The organism is Cellulosimicrobium sp. NPDC057862, from assembly GCF_042797035.1.
Lineage (GTDB): Bacteria > Actinomycetota > Actinomycetes > Actinomycetales > Cellulomonadaceae > Cellulosimicrobium.
In genome coordinates this window covers 429,826-446,232 of sequence record NZ_JBHVMH010000001.1, presented here as the reverse complement: position 1 = coordinate 446,232, position 16,407 = coordinate 429,826, and the positions used below count along the sequence as shown (strand labels likewise).

The 16,407-nt window shown below is 75.9% G+C and carries 14 protein-coding genes; 6 read left to right on the top strand and 8 right to left on the bottom strand.

Annotation, left to right across the window (positions count from 1 at the left end; all coding sequences use genetic code 11):
* Positions 1–56: 56 nt before the first annotated feature.
* From ACFVN3_RS01840 to ACFVN3_RS01830, 3 genes are all read right to left on the bottom strand, one after another.
* On the bottom strand, positions 57–683 hold the full coding sequence (locus ACFVN3_RS01840; RefSeq protein ID WP_378229967.1) for a DNA-3-methyladenine glycosylase I: 627 nt from the start codon (positions 681–683) through the stop codon (positions 57–59).
* 87 nt (positions 684–770) lie between these two features.
* Positions 771–1,130 (bottom strand): winged helix-turn-helix domain-containing protein, encoded by a 360-nt coding sequence (locus ACFVN3_RS01835; RefSeq protein WP_378229965.1) that lies wholly within the window; start codon positions 1,128–1,130, stop codon positions 771–773.
* Entirely contained in the window at positions 1,127–1,588 is a 462-nt protein-coding gene (locus tag ACFVN3_RS01830; RefSeq protein WP_378229963.1) for a hypothetical protein, read from the bottom strand. The genes ACFVN3_RS01835 and ACFVN3_RS01830 overlap by 4 nt, the downstream gene beginning before the upstream one ends.
* A gap of 162 nt (positions 1,589–1,750) precedes the next feature.
* Here ACFVN3_RS01830 and ACFVN3_RS01825 point away from each other — a divergent pair, with 162 nt between their 5' ends.
* Together ACFVN3_RS01825 and ACFVN3_RS01820 are read left to right on the top strand one after the other, a co-directional pair.
* Positions 1,751–3,331, top strand: a complete 1,581-nt coding sequence (locus ACFVN3_RS01825) for an AAA family ATPase (protein ID WP_378229961.1) — start codon at positions 1,751–1,753, stop codon at positions 3,329–3,331.
* Between the two features lie 20 nt (positions 3,332–3,351).
* Positions 3,352–5,061: a tetratricopeptide repeat protein gene (locus ACFVN3_RS01820; protein WP_378229959.1), complete on the top strand. Its 1,710-nt coding sequence runs from the start codon at positions 3,352–3,354 to the stop codon at positions 5,059–5,061.
* A 96-nt stretch (positions 5,062–5,157) separates the two neighbouring features.
* Here ACFVN3_RS01820 and ACFVN3_RS01815 read toward each other — a convergent pair whose 3' ends face one another.
* Complete coding sequence (locus ACFVN3_RS01815) at positions 5,158–6,033, bottom strand: TetR/AcrR family transcriptional regulator (protein WP_378229957.1); 876 nt, start codon at positions 6,031–6,033, stop codon at positions 5,158–5,160.
* A 120-nt stretch (positions 6,034–6,153) separates the two neighbouring features.
* Between ACFVN3_RS01815 and ACFVN3_RS01810 the strand changes: the two genes are divergently transcribed.
* Genes ACFVN3_RS01810 through ACFVN3_RS01800 form a run of 3 tightly spaced genes read left to right on the top strand, consistent with a single transcriptional unit; the run spans position 6,154 to position 8,643 of the window.
* Positions 6,154–7,158 (top strand): ATP-binding cassette domain-containing protein, encoded by a 1,005-nt coding sequence (locus ACFVN3_RS01810; RefSeq protein ID WP_378229955.1) that lies wholly within the window; start codon positions 6,154–6,156, stop codon positions 7,156–7,158.
* Complete coding sequence (locus ACFVN3_RS01805) at positions 7,155–8,006, top strand: ABC transporter permease (RefSeq protein ID WP_378229953.1); 852 nt, start codon at positions 7,155–7,157, stop codon at positions 8,004–8,006. Before ACFVN3_RS01810 ends, ACFVN3_RS01805 begins: the two co-directional genes overlap by 4 nt.
* Positions 8,007–8,046: 40 nt before the next feature.
* Positions 8,047–8,643, top strand: a complete 597-nt coding sequence (locus ACFVN3_RS01800) for a GNAT family N-acetyltransferase (protein WP_378229951.1) — start codon at positions 8,047–8,049, stop codon at positions 8,641–8,643.
* Positions 8,644–8,718: 75 nt separating this feature from the next.
* On the opposite strand, the gene ACFVN3_RS01795 is transcribed toward ACFVN3_RS01800, so the two are convergent.
* Positions 8,719–9,513, bottom strand: coding sequence for a hypothetical protein (locus tag ACFVN3_RS01795; RefSeq protein ID WP_378229949.1), 795 nt, complete (start codon positions 9,511–9,513; stop codon positions 8,719–8,721).
* A 208-nt stretch (positions 9,514–9,721) separates the two neighbouring features.
* A complete protein-coding gene (locus ACFVN3_RS01790) occupies positions 9,722–11,986 on the bottom strand; it encodes a hypothetical protein (RefSeq protein ID WP_378229947.1) in 2,265 nt (754 codons plus the stop codon).
* 412 nt (positions 11,987–12,398) lie between these two features.
* Between ACFVN3_RS01790 and ACFVN3_RS01785 the strand changes: the two genes are divergently transcribed.
* Entirely contained in the window at positions 12,399–15,449 is a 3,051-nt protein-coding gene (locus ACFVN3_RS01785; protein WP_378229945.1) for an esterase-like activity of phytase family protein, read from the top strand.
* A gap of 91 nt (positions 15,450–15,540) precedes the next feature.
* Here the strand turns inward: ACFVN3_RS01785 and ACFVN3_RS01780 are convergent, their stop codons facing one another.
* Together ACFVN3_RS01780 and ACFVN3_RS01775 are read right to left on the bottom strand one after the other, a co-directional pair.
* Positions 15,541–15,759 carry a PspC domain-containing protein gene (locus tag ACFVN3_RS01780; RefSeq protein WP_378229943.1) on the bottom strand — a complete coding sequence of 73 codons (219 nt, stop codon included), beginning with the start codon at positions 15,757–15,759 and terminating at the stop codon, positions 15,541–15,543.
* Between the two features lie 110 nt (positions 15,760–15,869).
* Positions 15,870–16,406: an O-acetyl-ADP-ribose deacetylase gene (locus ACFVN3_RS01775; RefSeq protein WP_378229941.1), complete on the bottom strand. Its 537-nt coding sequence runs from the start codon at positions 16,404–16,406 to the stop codon at positions 15,870–15,872.
* Between the last annotated feature and the right edge of the window lies 1 nt (position 16,407).

Below are 16,407 nucleotides of genomic sequence, written 5' to 3'. Positions count from 1 at the left end.
CACCCCGTCCCACGATGCGGGCGGTTTTTGCTATAGCGAAAGCTCGCGCCGCCCCGTCAGCCCGGCGCGCCCAGGACGACCGGGCAGGTCGCGAGGTGGTCGTCGACGAGCCCGCACGCCTGCATCGCGGCGTAGGCGGTCGTCGGCCCGACGAACCGGAACCCGTGCTTCTTGAGCGCCTTCGAGAGCGCGGTGGACTCGGGCGTGAGCCCGGGCACGTCGCCCCACGTCGCGGGGCGCTCGCGGCGGGCCGGCGGCGCGAACGACCAGAGCAGCTCGTCCAGCGTGCGTCCGCTCTCCTGGAGCGCGAGCAGGGCGCGCGCGTTGTCGATCGTGGCCGTGATCTTCTGCCGGTTCCGGATGATGCGGGCGTCGTCGAGCAGGCGCTCGACGTCGTGCTCGTCGAACGCGGCGACGGCCTGCGGGTCGAACCCCGCGAACACCTCGCGGAACGCGGGGCGCTTGCGCAGGACGGTGATCCAGGACAGCCCGGACTGGAAGCCCTCGAGCACCAGCCGCTCGAACAGCGCCGTGTCTCCGTGCACCGGGACCGCCCACTCGGTGTCGTGGTACTCCTCGTAGAGCGGGTCGCCGTCACCGAAGCAGCGGGCACCCGGCTGCGGGGCGGCGGGCGCGTCGTCGGGCACCGCGAGGGGCGTCGTGGCGGTCGTGTCGGTCGTCATGCGTCCACTCTGCCCGGTCCTGCCGACACTGGTCCGCTCCCGGTGCCCCCTGTGGACGGGGACCGCGCGATCCGGTCCTGTGCACGTTCACGTTCCCGGCGGCGCCGGAGGCAGCCGGAGGTCCGCGATGGCGCGCAGCGCGTCGAGGTGGGCGACGAGGGCAGCCCGCCCGGTGCTGGTCAGCCGGACCCAGGTGCGTGCGCGCCGCCCCGACCGTTCCTTGGAGATCTCCACGTACCCCGCAGCCTCCAGCACCGTGAGCTGCTTGGACAGCGTCGGGTCGGAGAGCTCGATGGTGTCGCGCAGGGTCTTGAAGTCCGCCTTCTCGACGCCGGACAGCGCCGCGACGACCGACAGGCGCACGGGGGAGTGGATCACCTCGTCGAGCGTGTGTCGCGGGTGGTGCTCGTCGGCGTCGCCCGCGGCGCCGACGCGCCCCGCGGTCATGCGGTCGCCGCGTCGTCGCGCGGCGCGGGCAGCCACGCCGCGAGGAGCAGGGGGACCGCGCTGACGAGGGCGGCGGGGACCCAGAACGCGACGTCGCCCGTGAACCGGTCGAGCCCGACGAAGAGCGTCGCGCCGTAGACGACGGCCCACCCGCCGGCGCCGAGGACCAGGCGGCGTCGCGTCCCGGCGGCCATGCTCCCCTGGCGCGCGGCCCACGTGACACCTGCCGTGACGATCACGGCCCAGGCGCTCATGCCGACGACGAAGCCGATCCGGCCGCCGAGGCCCAGGGCGAGCACGAGGCCGACGCTCGCCGCCGCCCAGCCCGAGAGGTAGAGGCGGATCCAGCGCCAGCCCCGGGTCCGCGTCGAGGCGGCGAGCCGTGCGGCGTGCTCCAGCGCCGAGGATGCCTCGGCCGGGCTGGGGGCGGTGCGGGCGGTCGTGTCGTCGGTGGCCATGGATGCCATGCAAGCATCTACTTTCCAATGTGGCAAGTAGTTGCCCTGGGGAGTTGTGCCGATGGTCGGCGTCACCGGTCCGGGGCACACTGTTCCCCGCCGGCCGCGCACGCGGGTGCGCCGGCGTCGTCGTCCCGCCCGCGCCACCCGAGGAGCACCCCCATGTCCGACGCCCTGGCCGCGCTCGCCGCCGCCGTCGCGGCGGCGCCGTCGAGCGCCCCCCTGCGCGTCCACTACGCGAGCCTCCTGCTGGCCGCCGGGCGACCGGTCGAGGCGCTCGAGCAGGCGAGCGCCGCCCTGCGGATCGACCCGGCCGACGGCGAGGCGCTCCGCCTCGTCCAGGAGTCGGCCGTCGCCGCGGCGACCGGAGCCCGCCCCGCGGCCGACCCGGCCTCGACGGGTCCCGCCGCGTCGTCGGACCCGGTCGCCGGGCTGCACGCACCGACGTCAGCGCCGGGCGGCGTCGACGACGGGATCATCACGGGCGTGCCGTCCGACGCGACCGTCCCGCGCGCGCCCGGCGCGCCCGCGCCCGGCACCCCGACCGCGGGGTTCCCCGCGGCACCCGCCCCCGCGACCACGCCCGGCGTTCCCGCCGCACCTGGCCCCGAGGCGCCCGGCCCCGCGGCGCCGTCGGGCATCGACTGGGACCGGCTGGAGCACGAGGTGGGCGTCCACGTCCCGGCACCGTTCGTCGAGGCACCCGGCGTCGAGGCGCCGCCCGGAGAGGTGCCCGGGGTGCCGCCCGGCGGGCCGGGCGGCACGCCCCTCGGGGAGGACGACGGCACCGTCCCGCCCGCACCGGGTGGCCAGCCGTTCCTCGTCCCCGCGCGCGACGACGCCCCCGACGACGGGTCCGGCCTGCTCGAGGTCTCGCGCGAGACGGTGACGCTCGCGGACGTCGGTGGCCTCGAGCCGGTGAAGCAACGCATCCGCGAGGCGTTCCTGGAGCCGATGCGGAACCAGGCGATCGCCAAGGCGTTCGGCAAGTCGCTGCGCGGCGGGCTCCTGCTCTACGGCCCGCCCGGGACCGGCAAGACGTACATGGCGCGGGCCGTCGCGGGCGAGCTCGGGGCGCGCTTCCTCACGGTGACGCTCGCGGACATCCTCGACAAGTACATCGGGGAGAGCGAGCAGAACCTCCACGCGCTGTTCCAGAAGGCGCGACAGCTCGCCCCCGCCGTGCTGTTCCTCGACGAGGTCGACGCGATCGGCGGCAAGCGCGCGCAGTACTCCGGCTCGTCGGGCATGCGGACCGTCGTCAACCAGCTCCTCCAGGAGATGGACGGCATCGGCTCCGACAACGACGGGCTGTTCGTCCTCGGCGCCACGAACCACCCGTGGGACGTCGACACCGCGCTGCTGCGGCCGGGGCGGTTCGACCGCGTCGTGCTCGTGCTGCCGCCCGACGAGCCGGCGCGCGAGGCGATCCTGCGCCACCACCTGGCCGGCCGACCGGTCGCGGGGATCGACCTGCGCTCGGTCGTCCAGCGCACCGACGGCTTCTCCGGCGCCGACCTGGAGCACCTCGCGGCGACGGCGGCCGAGAAGGCGATGATGGACTCCATCGCGTCGGGGCAGGTGCGGCCGATCACCATGGCCGACCTGGACGCGGCGCTCGCGGACGTGCGGCCCTCGACGACGGCGTGGCTCCAGTCGGCGCGCAACGTCGTCACCTTCGCGAACAACGACGGCCGCTACGACGACCTCGCCGCGTACCTGCGCGCGCGGCGCATGCTCTGAGCACCGGAGGAACCCGGACCGTGAGCACCACGACCGACCCGCGCGCCGTCGCCTCGCGCGCGGAGCTGCTCGTCCAGATGGGGCGGCCCGAGCGCGCGCTCGACGAGGTCGACGACGCGCTCGCGAGCCTGCCCGACGACCCGCGGCTGCTCCTCACCGCAGCCTGGGTGCGGCTGCGGCTCCAGCGCTCGGCCGAGGCGCTGCCGCTCCTGGAGCAGGTCGTGGGCGCCCAGCCCGCGGCCGACGGCGCGCTGTACCTCCTCTCGATCGCGCGGCAGAACACCGGTGACGTGCCGGGCGCGCGCGACGCCGCGGCGAGGGCGCTCGAGCTCGACCCCGACGACGCGCGGTACCACCTCCAGCTCGCCGACACGCACCTGTCGGGTCGCGTACGCGGGCCGGACCGGCGGCTCGCGCGCGAGCGCGTCGCGTCCGCGCTCGAGCTCGCGCCCGAGAACCCGGACCGGATCGTGCAGGCCGCACGGCTCTGGTCGCGGCTCGGCGACGACGACCGGGCGCGCACGCTCGTGCGCCAGGGCCTCGCCGTCGCCCCGGAGCACGAGGACCTGCTCTACCTCGACGCCGCGCTCGCCCTCGACGCGGGACGCAGCGCGAAGGGGTACAGCGGCGTCCTCGCGATGAACCCCGAGCACGCCGAGGCCGGCTACCTGCTGCACCTCAGCGTGTGGCAGCAGATCCTGCGACTCGTCGAGATGCCGGTCCTGCTCGTCGGGGCGGTCGCGCTGGTCGTCGCCTTCTCGATGAGCGACTCGTACGTCGGCAGCGTCCCGGTCTGGGGGATCGTGGTCCTGCTGTGGACCGGGATCACCGCCCTGCGGGTGCTGCCCGTCCTCCTCCAGGTGCCGCGCGGCCTGCTGCGCCGCACGCTGCGCCGGACGCCGTTCCGTGGCGGGACCGTCGCCGCCGTGGTCGTGGGCTGGGTGGGCGTGCTCGCGGGTCTGGCCCTGCTCTACGTGGTGCGCGACGCCGTCGTCGTGCGCTGGTTCCTCGTCGGTCTGGGCGTGGTGCTCGCGGTCACGGCCGTGACGTCCGCGGTCCTGCACGCGGCCATGCTCACGCAGACGCGCGAGCTCGGGTACCTGCCGTCCGGTCCCACGGGGGCGGCCCGCATCGCCGGGCTGCGGTCGGGCCTGCGCGGCGCCGTCGTGCGTCGCACGGTCGTCATGGGCCTCGTCGCGATCGTGGTCGCCGCGATCGGGCCGGGAGGGTTCGCGCGCGGGGACGCCCGGCCTGTCGCGGCGCTCGCCGCCGTGGCGTTCGTCCTGCCGGTGGCGGTCGGCCTGTGGGTCGCCTGGCGCGTGGCCGCCCAGCAGCGCGCGGCGTCGGACGAGCGTCCGGTCGCCAGCACCGCGGCCGCCGTCCGTGCCGGGCTGGGTGCGGCGGTCCTCCTCGTCACGACGGCGCTCCTCGCGCTCGGCGGCGTGGCGGCGCTCGCCGCGCTGCCCGTGAGCCCGGGCGAGCACGACGCCGACGGCCGCTACGTCCAGGAGCCGAAGGCCCCGCGCGACCCGGACTCGGACGTCCAGGAGTGCGCGGGCCGGCCCGTGACCCGACTCTCCTGCATCCAGGAGAACAACCGGATCCGGCAGGAGGAGCTGCGCGACCGGATGGAGGACATCGACATCCCGAGCATCGACGTCCCGACGCTCGACCTGCCGGACCTGCCCGACGTCCAGGTGCCCGACGCCCCGGTCCAGCCGACCCCCTGACGCGGTGAGGCACCGGGCGAGCGGGTGGGGCGCCGCCCTACCCCTGGGCCCGGTACCGCATGGCTGTCAGCTGCGGTCAGCGGCGGTCAGCGGCGGTCAGTCGCGCCCGGCGACCCCGCGGGCAGCGGCGCGCTTGGCGACGAACGCCTCGATCCCGTCGAGGAGGATGTCGAGCCCGAACCCGATGTCGCTCTCCCAGTCGTCGGGCTGGGTCTCGGCGGGCGTCCACGCGGCGAGCGCCCCGGTGAGCGCGGGGTACGTCTCGGGGTCGACGAGCCGCGTGAGCACGAGCTCGTAGTCGGCGTACGGGTTGGCGGCCGCGACCGCGTCCTGGTCGAGGTCCGCCTCGGGCGTGTCGGCGGGGAGGCCCTGCGCGTGGCGCACGGCCTCGGCGGCGGCGCGCCGGGTCTCGACCTGGACGCGCCCCTCGCCGAGCACGTGCTGCGCGAGGAGGCCCACGATCTGCAGCTTCTCGTCCGTCGTCAGGTCGAGCGGGGCGAGGATCGCGAACGCGCGGTCGATCCAGCGCAGGCGGTTCGGGCCGACCTGCGCGGTCGTCAGCGGCAGGTCGAGGAACCAGGGGCGCGCGAGGACGCCCTCGATCTGCGCACGCGTCCAGGCCCCGAGCCCGGCGCGCCAGTCGCCCTCGTCGTACGGGGGGAGCGCGAGCACGTCCGCGGCGGCGTCGGCCATGAGGACGAGGAGCTCGTCCTTGCTCTCGACATAGCGGTAGAGCGCCATCGACGAGTACCCGAGCGACTCGGCGACGCGCGCCATGGACACCGCGGGCAGGCCCTCGGCGTCGGCGAGGTCGACGGCGGCGCGCACCACCTGCTCGACGGTCAGCGCGGGCTTGGGACCACGACGCGGGGCGGCGCCGCGTCCCCACAGCCGCGCGATGACGGGAGGCAGCTCCGCACCGGGGGTCGGTCGATCGGTGCTGCGCGCCTCGCTGGGGTCGGTCCCGGTCATCTCGTCATCCTCCCGCGGGTCTTGACCGCCCGCGAAATCGTGTCTACCGTACACAGAATAGTAGGTGTCGTAAACAGTTTTCGTTCGACGCGGTTCGCTCGTCCGATCCAGGGAGTCCTCATGCCCGCACCTGACGTGCTCGTGCGTGCCGACGGCCTGCGCAAGAGCTACGGCTCCGCGCGCCGGCCCGTGCGCGTGCTCGACGGCGTCGACCTCACGCTGCACCGAGGCGAGGTCCTCGCTCTCCTCGGCCCCAACGGCGCGGGGAAGACCACCACCGTCCGCATCCTCGCCACGCTCCTGCGGCCCGACGGCGGGACGGCCACCGTCGCGGGCCACGACGTCGTGCGCGACGCCGCGCGCGTGCGCGGGCTGATCAGCCTCACCGGCCAGTACGCGGCGGTCGACGAGAAGCAGTCGGGACGCGAGAACCTCACGATGATGGGTCGCCTCGCGCACCTGCCGCGCCGGGCCGCGCGCGCCCGCGTCGACGGCCTGCTCGACGCGTTCGACCTCGCCGCTGCCGCCGACCGCCGGGTCGGTACCTACTCGGGCGGCATGCGCCGTCGGCTCGACCTCGCGGCCGGGCTCCTCACGCGTCCCCAGGTCATGTTCCTCGACGAGCCGACCACCGGCCTCGACCCGCGCAGCCGCCAGACCATGTGGGAGGTGATCCGCGGTGTCGTCGCCGACGGCACGAGCCTGTTCCTCACGACGCAGTACCTCGAGGAGGCCGACCAGCTCGCCGACCGCGTCGCGCTCATCGACGACGGCCGCGTCGTCGCCGAGGGCTCGCCGTCGGACCTCAAGCGCCGCGTCGGCGACGCGAGCATCGAGCTCACGTTCGCGTCGGTCGCCGAGGCAGCGTCGGTCGGGACCGCGGGGCCGTGGCCGGAGGCGCTCGGCCCCACCTCCGCGACGCTCCGCGTCCCCACCGACGGGTCGGTCGAGCACGTGCGCGACGTCCTCGCCGCGGTGGCGGCGACCGGCGTCGAGCCCGTGCGGTGGGAGGTGCGCGAGCCGACGCTCGACGACGTGTTCCTCACCCTGACGGGCCACGCCGCGCGGACGCGCGACCGGGAGGACGCCGCGACCGAGACCGACCACGAGGAGACCGCAGCATGACCGCCCAGACCTCCCTCGCGCCGTCGGGCACGGCCGCGCGGCTTCCCGCACCCGTGGCCCGGCCGGGCCGCCACGTGCTCGCCGACGCCGGGACGATGGTCGCGCGCTCATTGCGGCTCGTGCGCCGCGAGCCGGACGAGCTGATCCTCGCGCTCGTGCTGCCGGTGATGCTCATGATCCTGTTCGTCTACGTGTTCGGCGGCGCGATGAGCGTCGGCACGGACTACGTCACGTACGCGACGCCGGGGATCATCCTGCTCTGCGCGGGGTACGGGGCGTCGAACACCGCGATCGCCGTCGAGCAGGACATGTCCGGCGGCATCATGGACCGGTTCCGGTCGATGCCGATCGCGAGCTGGACGGTGCTCGTGGGGCACGTCGTGGCGAGCGTCGTGAAGAACCTCGTGACGACGGCCGTCGTGCTGGGCGTCGCGTTCCTCATCGGCTTCCGGCCCGACGCGAACGCGCTCGAGTGGCTGGGGGCCGTCGGGGTCGTCGCGGCGTACGTGCTCGCGATCACGAGCATCGCGGCCTTCGTGGGCGTGCTCGTGCGCTCGCCCGCGGCGGCCGGAGGGTTCAGCTTCTTCATGCTGTTCCTGCCCTACGTGTCGAGCGCGTTCGTGCCGCCGGAGACCATGCCGTCGTGGCTGCGCGGGTTCGCGGAGCACCAGCCCGTCACGCCGGTGATCGAGACGATCCGCGGCCTGCTCGTCGGCATGGACTCGACCGGCGCGCCGGTCACGGACCTGGGCCCGACGGCGGCCCTCGCCCTCGCGTGGTGCGCCGGCCTGGTCCTGGTGTTCCTCGGCGCGGCGGCGGCCGTGTTCGCGCGCCGTCGCCGCCGGTAGAGCTTCCGTGCGGCGACCACACCCAGAGAGCAGGGACCGAATGATCGAGATCAGGCGCGGCGACGAGCTCGGCGAGAGCCGCCGGCGGCAGATCACCGAGGTTCTCGTCCGCGGCTTCGCGGACGACTTCGCGTACTTCTCGAAGGACCCGCGCGTGCTGGCGGACGCGTTCGCGCACATGCTCGTCCTCGAACGGTTCTACGTCGCGGTCGTCGACGGCGAGCCCGCCGCGGTCGCCTCCGTCACCGAGGGCACGCAGGAGTGCTTCGCACCCCGGAAGCGCCCCTTCCGGGACGTGTTGGGTCGTGTCCACGGCGCGATCAGCTACCGGATCGTCCGGAGCCAGTTCCTCGGCGCGTACGACGGCGCGCGGGACGGCCTCGCCGAGATCGGGTTCGTCACGACCGCGCCCGAGCACCAGGGCCGGGGCGTGGGCACCGCGCTCATGCGCCACCTGATGGAGCTGCCGTACGACGAGCTCGTGCTGCGCGACATCAAGGACACCAACGCCCCGGCGCTCGGGCTCTACCGCAGGCTCGGGTTCACGGAGACGGGGCGCCGCCCGGTGCGGTTAGCCCGACGGGCGGGGTTCTCGGCGTACGTCACCATGAGCCGCACCCGGGACGTCGCGTCGTGACCACGGCCCGCGCGGTGCCCGTCGGCCGGCCTCCCCGGTGAGCGGCGGCGCCGGGGTGCTCGCGGGGCGCCGTGGTCAGTAGCGCCTGCGCCGGCCCGCGCTGCCCGTGGCGAGCCGCCCGGCGAGAGGGACGACGGCCTGGACGGCCAGGCTGGACACCAGCGCGACCGAGAACGCCGCGGCGACGCCGAGCCGTTCCACGAGGAGCGCGACGAGGAGGCAGAAGACCGCGAACCCGGTGAGTCCGGCGAGCAGGCCGCGCAGCAGGCGGACCGTCTCGGCCGACCCGCGCTGCGCGAGCGCGAAGGCCGCGACCACGCTCGACGCGATCGGGAACGGCGCGAGCACACCCGTCATCGCGGGCCCGAGCGCGCCCGACGCGGTGGTGACGGCGAGCACGAGCGCCGCCGTCGTCGCGGCACGGGCGGGAAGGTCCCACCAGGGCGACGGGACGGCCGACGGTGGCGGGCCCGGCGCGTCGGGCGGCATGACCCGGGACGCGCCCCAGAACGTCGCGAGCGCCACCACGAACGCGATCCCGCCGGGAAGCGTGAGCCGGGCGAGGGCGACGTCCGCCACGAGGCACGCGGCCCAGGACACCGCGAGCGCCCCGACCCACCCGGTCCGGCGCGAGCACCAGCCGAACACCACGGCGAACAGGGCGAGGGACGTGAGGCCGAGGAGCGCCGAGGAGGCCGCGGCGGCGCCGAACGCGGTGCCGTGGTCGAGCGTGGTGATGAGCAGGATCGGCCCGGCCACGACGGGCAGCCCGACGAGCACCCCCGTGAGCCGCGCCCCCCAGCGCCGTCCGGCGAGCGTGGACGCGACCACCAGGGCCGGCGCCAGCACGAGCTTGAGGAGCAGCGTCACGCGGTCACGCTAGCCGGTGCCGGTCCGGTGGCAGCGTTCCCCACCGCTCGCGGGGCACCAGGCGTCCGGGACACGAAGAAGGGCGGCGGTCCCGGAGTCCTGTCCACCGGGACCGCCGCCCGCGAGGGCGACACCGTCGACGTGAGGCCGCCCCCGAGTCGGGGGCCGGGCGGTGAGGAGGCCCCGCCCGGCCGTGCGCGGCGGTCGGTCAGACCGCCGCGAGCCGACGGCGCAGCCCGAGCCCGACGCCCGCGACACCCGCGAGCACGGTCCCGCCGACGAGCGCCGACATGCCGAGCGACACCCGTCCGACGGGGCTGTTCTCGACGCTGTCCTTGAGCTCCGCCGTGCCGTCGGAGAGGGTCCCCGTGCCGTCGGACAGCGTGGCGGCGCCGTCCGCGATGCGGGTGCTGCCGTCGTGCAGGTCGGACGCGCCGTCGGCGAGCGTCGTCGTCCCGGCGTGCAGCGTCGTCGAGCCCTCGGCGAGCGCGGCGTTGCCCGCCGCGAGGGTCGTCGCGCCGGTGGACAGCGTCGTGAGCCCGTTCTGCAGGCGCAGCGTCCCGTCCTCCAGGCGCGTCGTCCCGGCGAACAGGTCGCCCGCGCCCGTGCGCAGCCGCACCGTGCCGGCGGAGAGGTCCACCGCGCCGGTCGCGGCCCTGGCCGTCCCGGCCTTGAGGTCGGAGGCACCGGTGGCGAGGTCCGACGTGCCCGCCGCGAGCTCGGAGGTCTTCGTCGCGAGGAACGCGTTGCCACCTGCGATCTGGAAGGCGCCCTCGGCGAGCTGGGTCGTGCCCTGGGCGAGCGCCGCCGAGGCCTCGGCTGCTCCCGTGTTCCCCGCGGAGAGCCGGGCGGCGCCGTCCGCCGTCGCGGCGTTCCCGGCGGCGAGGGTCGTCGCGCCTCCGGACACCTGAGCGGCACCGTCGGCGAGAGCGCGGGTCGCCCCGGCGAGCGAGGCGTTGCCCGCCGAGACCGTGCTCGCACCGGCGGCCAGCGCCTCGGCCCCTCCGGAGAGCTGAGCCGTCCCGGTGGCGAGACTCTGTGCTCCGCCGGAGACCGTGGCGGCGCCGGAGGCGAGCCCGGCCGCACCCTCCGCGAGCCGCGTCGCGCCCGCGTTCGCCTCCTCGGCGCCGGTGGACACCCGTGCGGCTCCGATGCTCAGGTCCCGAAGACCGGCCTCGAGCCGAGCCGCGCCCGCCGCGGCGCCCTGGTCACCCGCGAGTCCGTCGCGCAAAGCGGCCGCCCCGGCGACGAGCCCCCCGGCGCCGGCGTCGACCTGCGCCGCGCCGTCGCGCACCGAGCCCGCTGCACCCGCGAGCGCGTCGAGCTTCGCCTTGAGGGCCGGGTCGTCGGTCGCCGCGGCCAGTCCCTGGAGCTGTGCCGCGAGGGAGTCCGCTCCCGCGTGGACCCGGTCGGCGCCCTGGGCCACCGAACGCGTCCCGTCGGCCAGCCGGGCCGCACCGTCGCGGGCCGAGGAGAGACCCGTGGCGAGCCCCGACGCGCCGTCCCGGAGCTGCGCGGACGCGGCCGCGACCTGCTGAGCACCCGGTGCCAGAAGTGCTGTGCCCGCCTGCAGCGAGCCCGCCCCGGCGGACAGCTGCCCGGCCCCCTCCGCGACCGTCGCCGCCCCCGGTGCGAGCGCGCTCGCGCCTCGCGCGGTGGCGGCGACACCGTCGCGCAGGGTCGATGCGCCCGCGGAGACGCTGCTCGCACCGGTCGCCAGGTCACGCGCGCCGGACGCAGCCCCGGAGAGACCCGTGGTGACCGTCGACGCCCCGTCCGCGAGGGTGCTCGCCCCGACGGCGAGCCGCGCCGTGCCGTCGGCGAGATCGGATGCGCCGGTGGCGAGGGCCGAGGTGCCCTCTGCCAGCAGCCCGGCGCCGTGCGCGGCGGTCGCGTTGCCGACGTACAGCTCGGCGGCGCCGTCCTTCAGCGTGCTGGCGCCGTCGGCGATCTGCGACGCACCGTCGGCGGCACGCGCGTTGCCGGCCGCGAGGCGCGCGGCCCCGGCGTCGAGGTCCGTGCTGCCCGCGGCGAGCCGGGCCGCGCCGCTCGCGGCGTCGCCCGTGCCCGCGGCGAGGCGCGCGGCTCCGGCGTTCAGCTCGTCCGCGCCGGCGGCGAGCTCGGTCGCCCCGTCGAGCGCGGTGGTGCCGCCCGCGGCGAGCTGGGCCGCGCCGTCGGACGCCTTCTGCGCCCCGGCGACGAGGTCGCCGGCGCCGTCCTCCAGGTCGCCGGCCCCGTCAGCGAGGCGCTGGGCGCCGTCCTGGGCCTCGGCGGTCCCGTCGGCGAGGGTCGCGGCGCCGTCGGAGAGCTGTGCGGCGCCGTCGTCGAGGCGGGTGGCGCCGTCGGCGACCTTGCCGTTGTACACGAGCAGGAACGCGATCAGGCCGGCCACCGCGAGGGCGAGCACGGCGAGCGCGACGGACGTGAGGACCGTGTGGGTGCGCGACGGTCGGGGAGAGGCGTGCTGCGTCATCTGTCGTCCTTCCTCGCGCCCGGCGTCGTCGCAGGGCGGTCGGCAAGAGGGGAGAAGAGCGGGAGAGAGGCGGGGTCACGTGCGTGCCCGCCGCGGGAGTGCGCCGGGACCACGTCCCGCCAACGTTGGCGGGACGTGGAGTAGCAGGTAAATCCCGAACGACGCTAGCAACCACCAGGACAGGGCGGACAGCGAGTACTAGGTACTTTCGCCGTCACGATTCGGTCACGGGGCCGAAGTATCAGGTACTCCGCCCCGGAACCTGTCGCTCGGGGCAACGGGCGGGGCGCCGGCGGCCCCGGGCCTGCAGGTACGCACTGTTCATCCACCCGTCACGCGGCGGTCCCGGGACGGTCGTCGGCGCGCCACCGCAGGACACCACCCTCTGCTCGACCCTCGTCGAAGGAGAGACATGTCAGCCATCCCTGAGCGGGCCCCTGAGCGACCTGCGGCGCGCACCTCCGAGCGCGCCCCGGCCCGCCGCACGCGTCTCGCCGCGCTCGTCGCCACGGGCGCGACGCTCACCCTGGGCCTGGGCGCGCTGCCCGCGCTCGCCGCGGCTCCCGCGCACCCGGCCGGCGCTGCGGCGTCGGCCCCGAAGACGGCGCTCGCGACGGCGGGCGCCTGGACGACGCCCACCGCGGACGAGACGTTCCACCGCCTCGCCACCTACCCCGTGTTCCAGAACCGCCCGGCCGGCGAGGACGCCGCCGCCGAGACGGTCGCCGAGATCTCGGCGGTCAGCGAGGACGGGCGCACGGTCGTCCACACGGACGCGCTCGCGCGCCGCATCGGCTTCCTCGACCTCACGGACCCGACCGCCCCGAAGGGCCTGGGCACGCTGAGCCTCGCCGAGCTCGGGTCGGAGCACGACGAGCCGACGTCGGTCGCGATCGTCGGCGGGTACGTCCTGGTCGTCGTGGACACGTCCGTGAGCTTCACCGAGCCGAGCGGTCGCCTCGACGTCGTCGACCTCGCGACGCGCGAGCGCGTGCGGTCGCTCGACCTCGGCGGCCAGCCCGACTCGATCGCCGTCACGCCCGACGGCACGCACGCCGTCGTCGCGATCGAGAACCAGCGCGACGAGGAGGTCACCCCCGAGGGGGGCGACGAGGGCGACCTCCCGCAGCTCCCCGGCGGCTTCCTCCAGGTCCTCGACCTGCCCGGCGACGACCCGGCGGCCTGGTCGACCCGCGCCGTCTCGTTCCTCGACGAGTCCGGTGCGCCGCTCCCCGTGGTCGAGGCGGCCGGCCTCGACACCCCGGAGGACCCCGAGCCCGAGTACGTCGCCGTCAACCCGGCGGGCACCAAGGTCGCGGTGACGCTCCAGGAGAACAACGGCGTCGCCGTCGTCGACGTCGCCACGGGCGAGATCGAGACCGTCTTCTCCGCGGGCGCGGTCGCCGTGTCCGGGATCGACGTGAAGAAGGACGGCGTGATCGACCAGACCGGGTCGATCGCCGCGACGCCGCGCGAGCCCGACGCGATCGGCTGGCTCGACGACGCGCACGTCGCGACCGCGAACGAGGGCGACTGGAAGGGCGGCTCGCGCGGCTGGTCGGTCTTCGACGCCGCGTCGGGCGAGGTCGTGTGGGACGCGGGCGCCGAGCTCGAGCGCCTCGCCGTCCGCGTCGGCCTGCACACGGAGGACCGCGCGGCCAAGAAGGGCGTCGAGCCCGAGGGTCTGACCGTCGCGACGCTCGGCGGGACGCGCTACGCCTTCGTCGGCTCCGAGCGGTCCAACGTCGTCGCCGTCTACGACGTCTCCGACCCGAGCGCCCCGCGGTTCGTCCAGGTGCTCGCGACGACCAACGGTCCCGAGGGCCTGCTCGTCGTCCCGGAGCGCGACCTGCTCGTCGTGTCGAGCGAGGAGGACGACGCCGGTGCGGGCGTGCGTTCGGCCGTCACCGTGTTCGGGCGGGGTGCGCAGTGGGCCGACGGCGGCGGGTCGCCGCAGTTCCCGAGCGTCGTCTCGGCGGACGCGACCGAGGGCGCGCAGGCCGGCGCCCCGATCGGGTGGGGCGCGCTCGGTGCGCTGAGCGCCGACCCCGCCGATCCCCAGCGCCTGTGGACGGCGACCGACGCTGCCTACGCCACGACGCGGCTCCTGTCGCTCGACGTGAGCGGCTACGGCACGGGCACGCCGGCCGTCGTCGACCGGACCGTGACGCTCACGCGCGACGGCGCCCCGGTGGGCCTCGACGTCGAGGGCGTCGCGGCGCGGGCCGACGGCGGTTTCTGGCTCGGGGTCGAGGGCGCGAAGGGCGCGGAGAACGCGATCGTGCGCGTCGACGCCACCGGTGCGGTCGTCGAGTCGGTCGCGCTGCCCGAGGCGGTCGCCGCGGGCCTCGGCAAGCAGGGCATCGAGGGCGTCGCGGTCGCGGCCGCCTCGACGGCAGACGGGGCTGCGGGCGAGCAGGTGTGGGTCGCGCTCCAGCGCGGCCTGACCACCGACGAGGGCGGCACGGCGGGCACCGCCCGTCTCGGCCGCTACGACGTCGCGTCGGGCGCGTGGGACTGGTTCGCGTACCCGCTCGAGCAGACCACGACCGACGGCGACTGGATGGGCCTCAGCGAGGTGACCGTCGTCGACCACGACACCCTCGCCGTGATCGAGCGCGACAAGCTCAACGGTCCCGCGGCGGCGGTCAAGCGCGTGTACGCCGTCGACGTGCCGCAGACCGCGGTCGGCGCGGCGAGCGCGACCCCCGTGGCGGTCGAGAAGACGCTCGCGCACGACGTCCTGCCAGACCTGCGCGCCACGAACGGCTGGACGCAGGAGAAGCTCGAAGGCCTCACGGTCGGCGGCGACGGCACGGTCTGGGCCATCACCGACAACGACGGCCTCGCCGACGCCACGGGCGAGACCGTCCTCCTGAGCCTCGGCGCGGCCTCGGACGTGTTCGAGGGTCACCTCGACGGCGAGAACCCGGGCGGCCCGGGCGAGCCCGGCGGGACGCCCGGTGCGGGCGAGCAGCCGCCGTCGACCCCGCTGCACACGGTCGGGGCCGACGACCTCACCGAAGCGAACCACGGCGGCGTCACGCTCTCCCCGGCGCGGGTCCGTGCGGGCGGGCAGGTCACCGCGACGGCCGACGGCTTCGCGCCGGGCGAGTGGGTCTCCGCCACCCTGTTCTCGACTCCGGCGGACCTGGGCATGGTCCGGGCCGACGCGTCGGGCACTCTCACTGCGACCGTGACGATCCCGGCCGACGTCGCGGCCGGCGAGCACCGGTTCGCGATCGTCGGTCAGGTGGACGGCCGCGTCCTGTGGACGGAGCTCGAGGTCCTCGCGGTGGACGGCGCGGCCGGCGGGTCCGACGGCGAGGGGTCGGGCCGGCCCGACGGGCTCGCCACGACCGGGTCGCACGTCGGCGCCCTGGTGGGCCTCGCCGTCGTGCTGGTCGCCGGCGGCGCGACGATCGTCGTCGCCCGGCGCCGCATGCGCGGCCTCCCGGGCTGACGACCCCGCACGTCGCCGAACCCGGGCTTGCGGGCGGTCTCGAAGGCCGAGACCGCCCGCAACCCCGGGCTCGGCCGCGAGCGGCCGGGGCTCAGTCGCGGTCGTTGGGCATGAGGGCCCAGAGGACGAGGTACGCGATGATCTGCGGGCCGGGGAGCAGGATCGAGACGGCGGCGACGATGCGCACGACGGTCGGGTCCCACCCGAACCGGCGGGCGATCCCTGCGCACACGCCCGCGATCATCCGACCGTGGCGCGGCCGGGACAGGGTCGGCCGGAACGAGGCTGCGGAGGCGTCTGAGGTGCTCATACCTCGACGGTAGGAGCGCGCCCGCCGCGGCGGTATCGGGAAGTCCCCCGAACCGACCCTGATCCTCGGGACGCCGACCCTGACCCCGGCCCAGCTCCAGAGAGCCCGGCTCAGCTCTCGAGGGCGGCCTCGAACGCCGCCAGGGCGCGGGGCGACGCGAGCGCGAACGTCACCGCCGTGACGCCGTCGCCGGGGTCGGCGCTCGGACGGGCGGCGGACCACCCGCGCACGGCCCCCACCGCGACCCGCGCGACGTCGTCGACGTCCCAGCCGTAGACGCCCGCGCTCACGGCGGGGAAGGCGACGGTCGCGGCGCCGAGGCCCGCGGCGACGTCGAGCGAGCGCGTGAAGCACGACGCGAGGAGCGCGGGGTCGGTCTGGCCGCGGTGGCGGTTCGGCCCGACGGTGTGGACGACCCAGCGGGCGGGGAGGTCGTAGGCGCCGGTCGCGACGGCGTCACCGACGGGCAGGCCGTCGGGGAGGGTCGTGCGCCGGATCCGGCGGCACTCCTCCAGGAGCCGGGGCCCGGCCGCGGCGTGGATCGCGCCGTCCACGCCTCCGCCGCCGAGCAGCGACGAGTTGGCGGCGTTGACGATCGCGTCGACGGTGAGCGTCGTGATGTCGGCGAGGCGGGCGTCGAGGTCCATG

Excerpts from the sequence above, each read along its gene's own strand:
- ACFVN3_RS01840 (WP_378229967.1), bottom strand. The coding sequence starts at position 683 with ATGACGACCGACACGACCGCCACGACGCCCCTCGCGGTGCCCGACGAC.
- ACFVN3_RS01835 (WP_378229965.1), bottom strand. The coding sequence starts at position 1,130 with ATGACCGCGGGGCGCGTCGGCGCCGCGGGCGACGCCGACGAGCACCAC.
- ACFVN3_RS01830 (WP_378229963.1), bottom strand. The coding sequence starts at position 1,588 with ATGGCCACCGACGACACGACCGCCCGCACCGCCCCCAGCCCGGCCGAG.
- ACFVN3_RS01825 (WP_378229961.1), top strand. The coding sequence starts at position 1,751 with ATGTCCGACGCCCTGGCCGCGCTCGCCGCCGCCGTCGCGGCGGCGCCG.
- ACFVN3_RS01815 (WP_378229957.1), bottom strand. The coding sequence starts at position 6,033 with ATGACCGGGACCGACCCCAGCGAGGCGCGCAGCACCGATCGACCGACC.
- ACFVN3_RS01810 (WP_378229955.1), top strand. The coding sequence starts at position 6,154 with ATGCCCGCACCTGACGTGCTCGTGCGTGCCGACGGCCTGCGCAAGAGC.
- ACFVN3_RS01805 (WP_378229953.1), top strand. The coding sequence starts at position 7,155 with ATGACCGCCCAGACCTCCCTCGCGCCGTCGGGCACGGCCGCGCGGCTT.
- ACFVN3_RS01800 (WP_378229951.1), top strand. The coding sequence starts at position 8,047 with ATGATCGAGATCAGGCGCGGCGACGAGCTCGGCGAGAGCCGCCGGCGG.
- ACFVN3_RS01790 (WP_378229947.1), bottom strand. The coding sequence starts at position 11,986 with ATGACGCAGCACGCCTCTCCCCGACCGTCGCGCACCCACACGGTCCTC.
- ACFVN3_RS01785 (WP_378229945.1), top strand. The coding sequence starts at position 12,399 with ATGTCAGCCATCCCTGAGCGGGCCCCTGAGCGACCTGCGGCGCGCACC.
- ACFVN3_RS01780 (WP_378229943.1), bottom strand. The coding sequence starts at position 15,759 with ATGAGCACCTCAGACGCCTCCGCAGCCTCGTTCCGGCCGACCCTGTCC.
- ACFVN3_RS01775 (WP_378229941.1), bottom strand. The coding sequence starts at position 16,406 with ATGGACCTCGACGCCCGCCTCGCCGACATCACGACGCTCACCGTCGAC.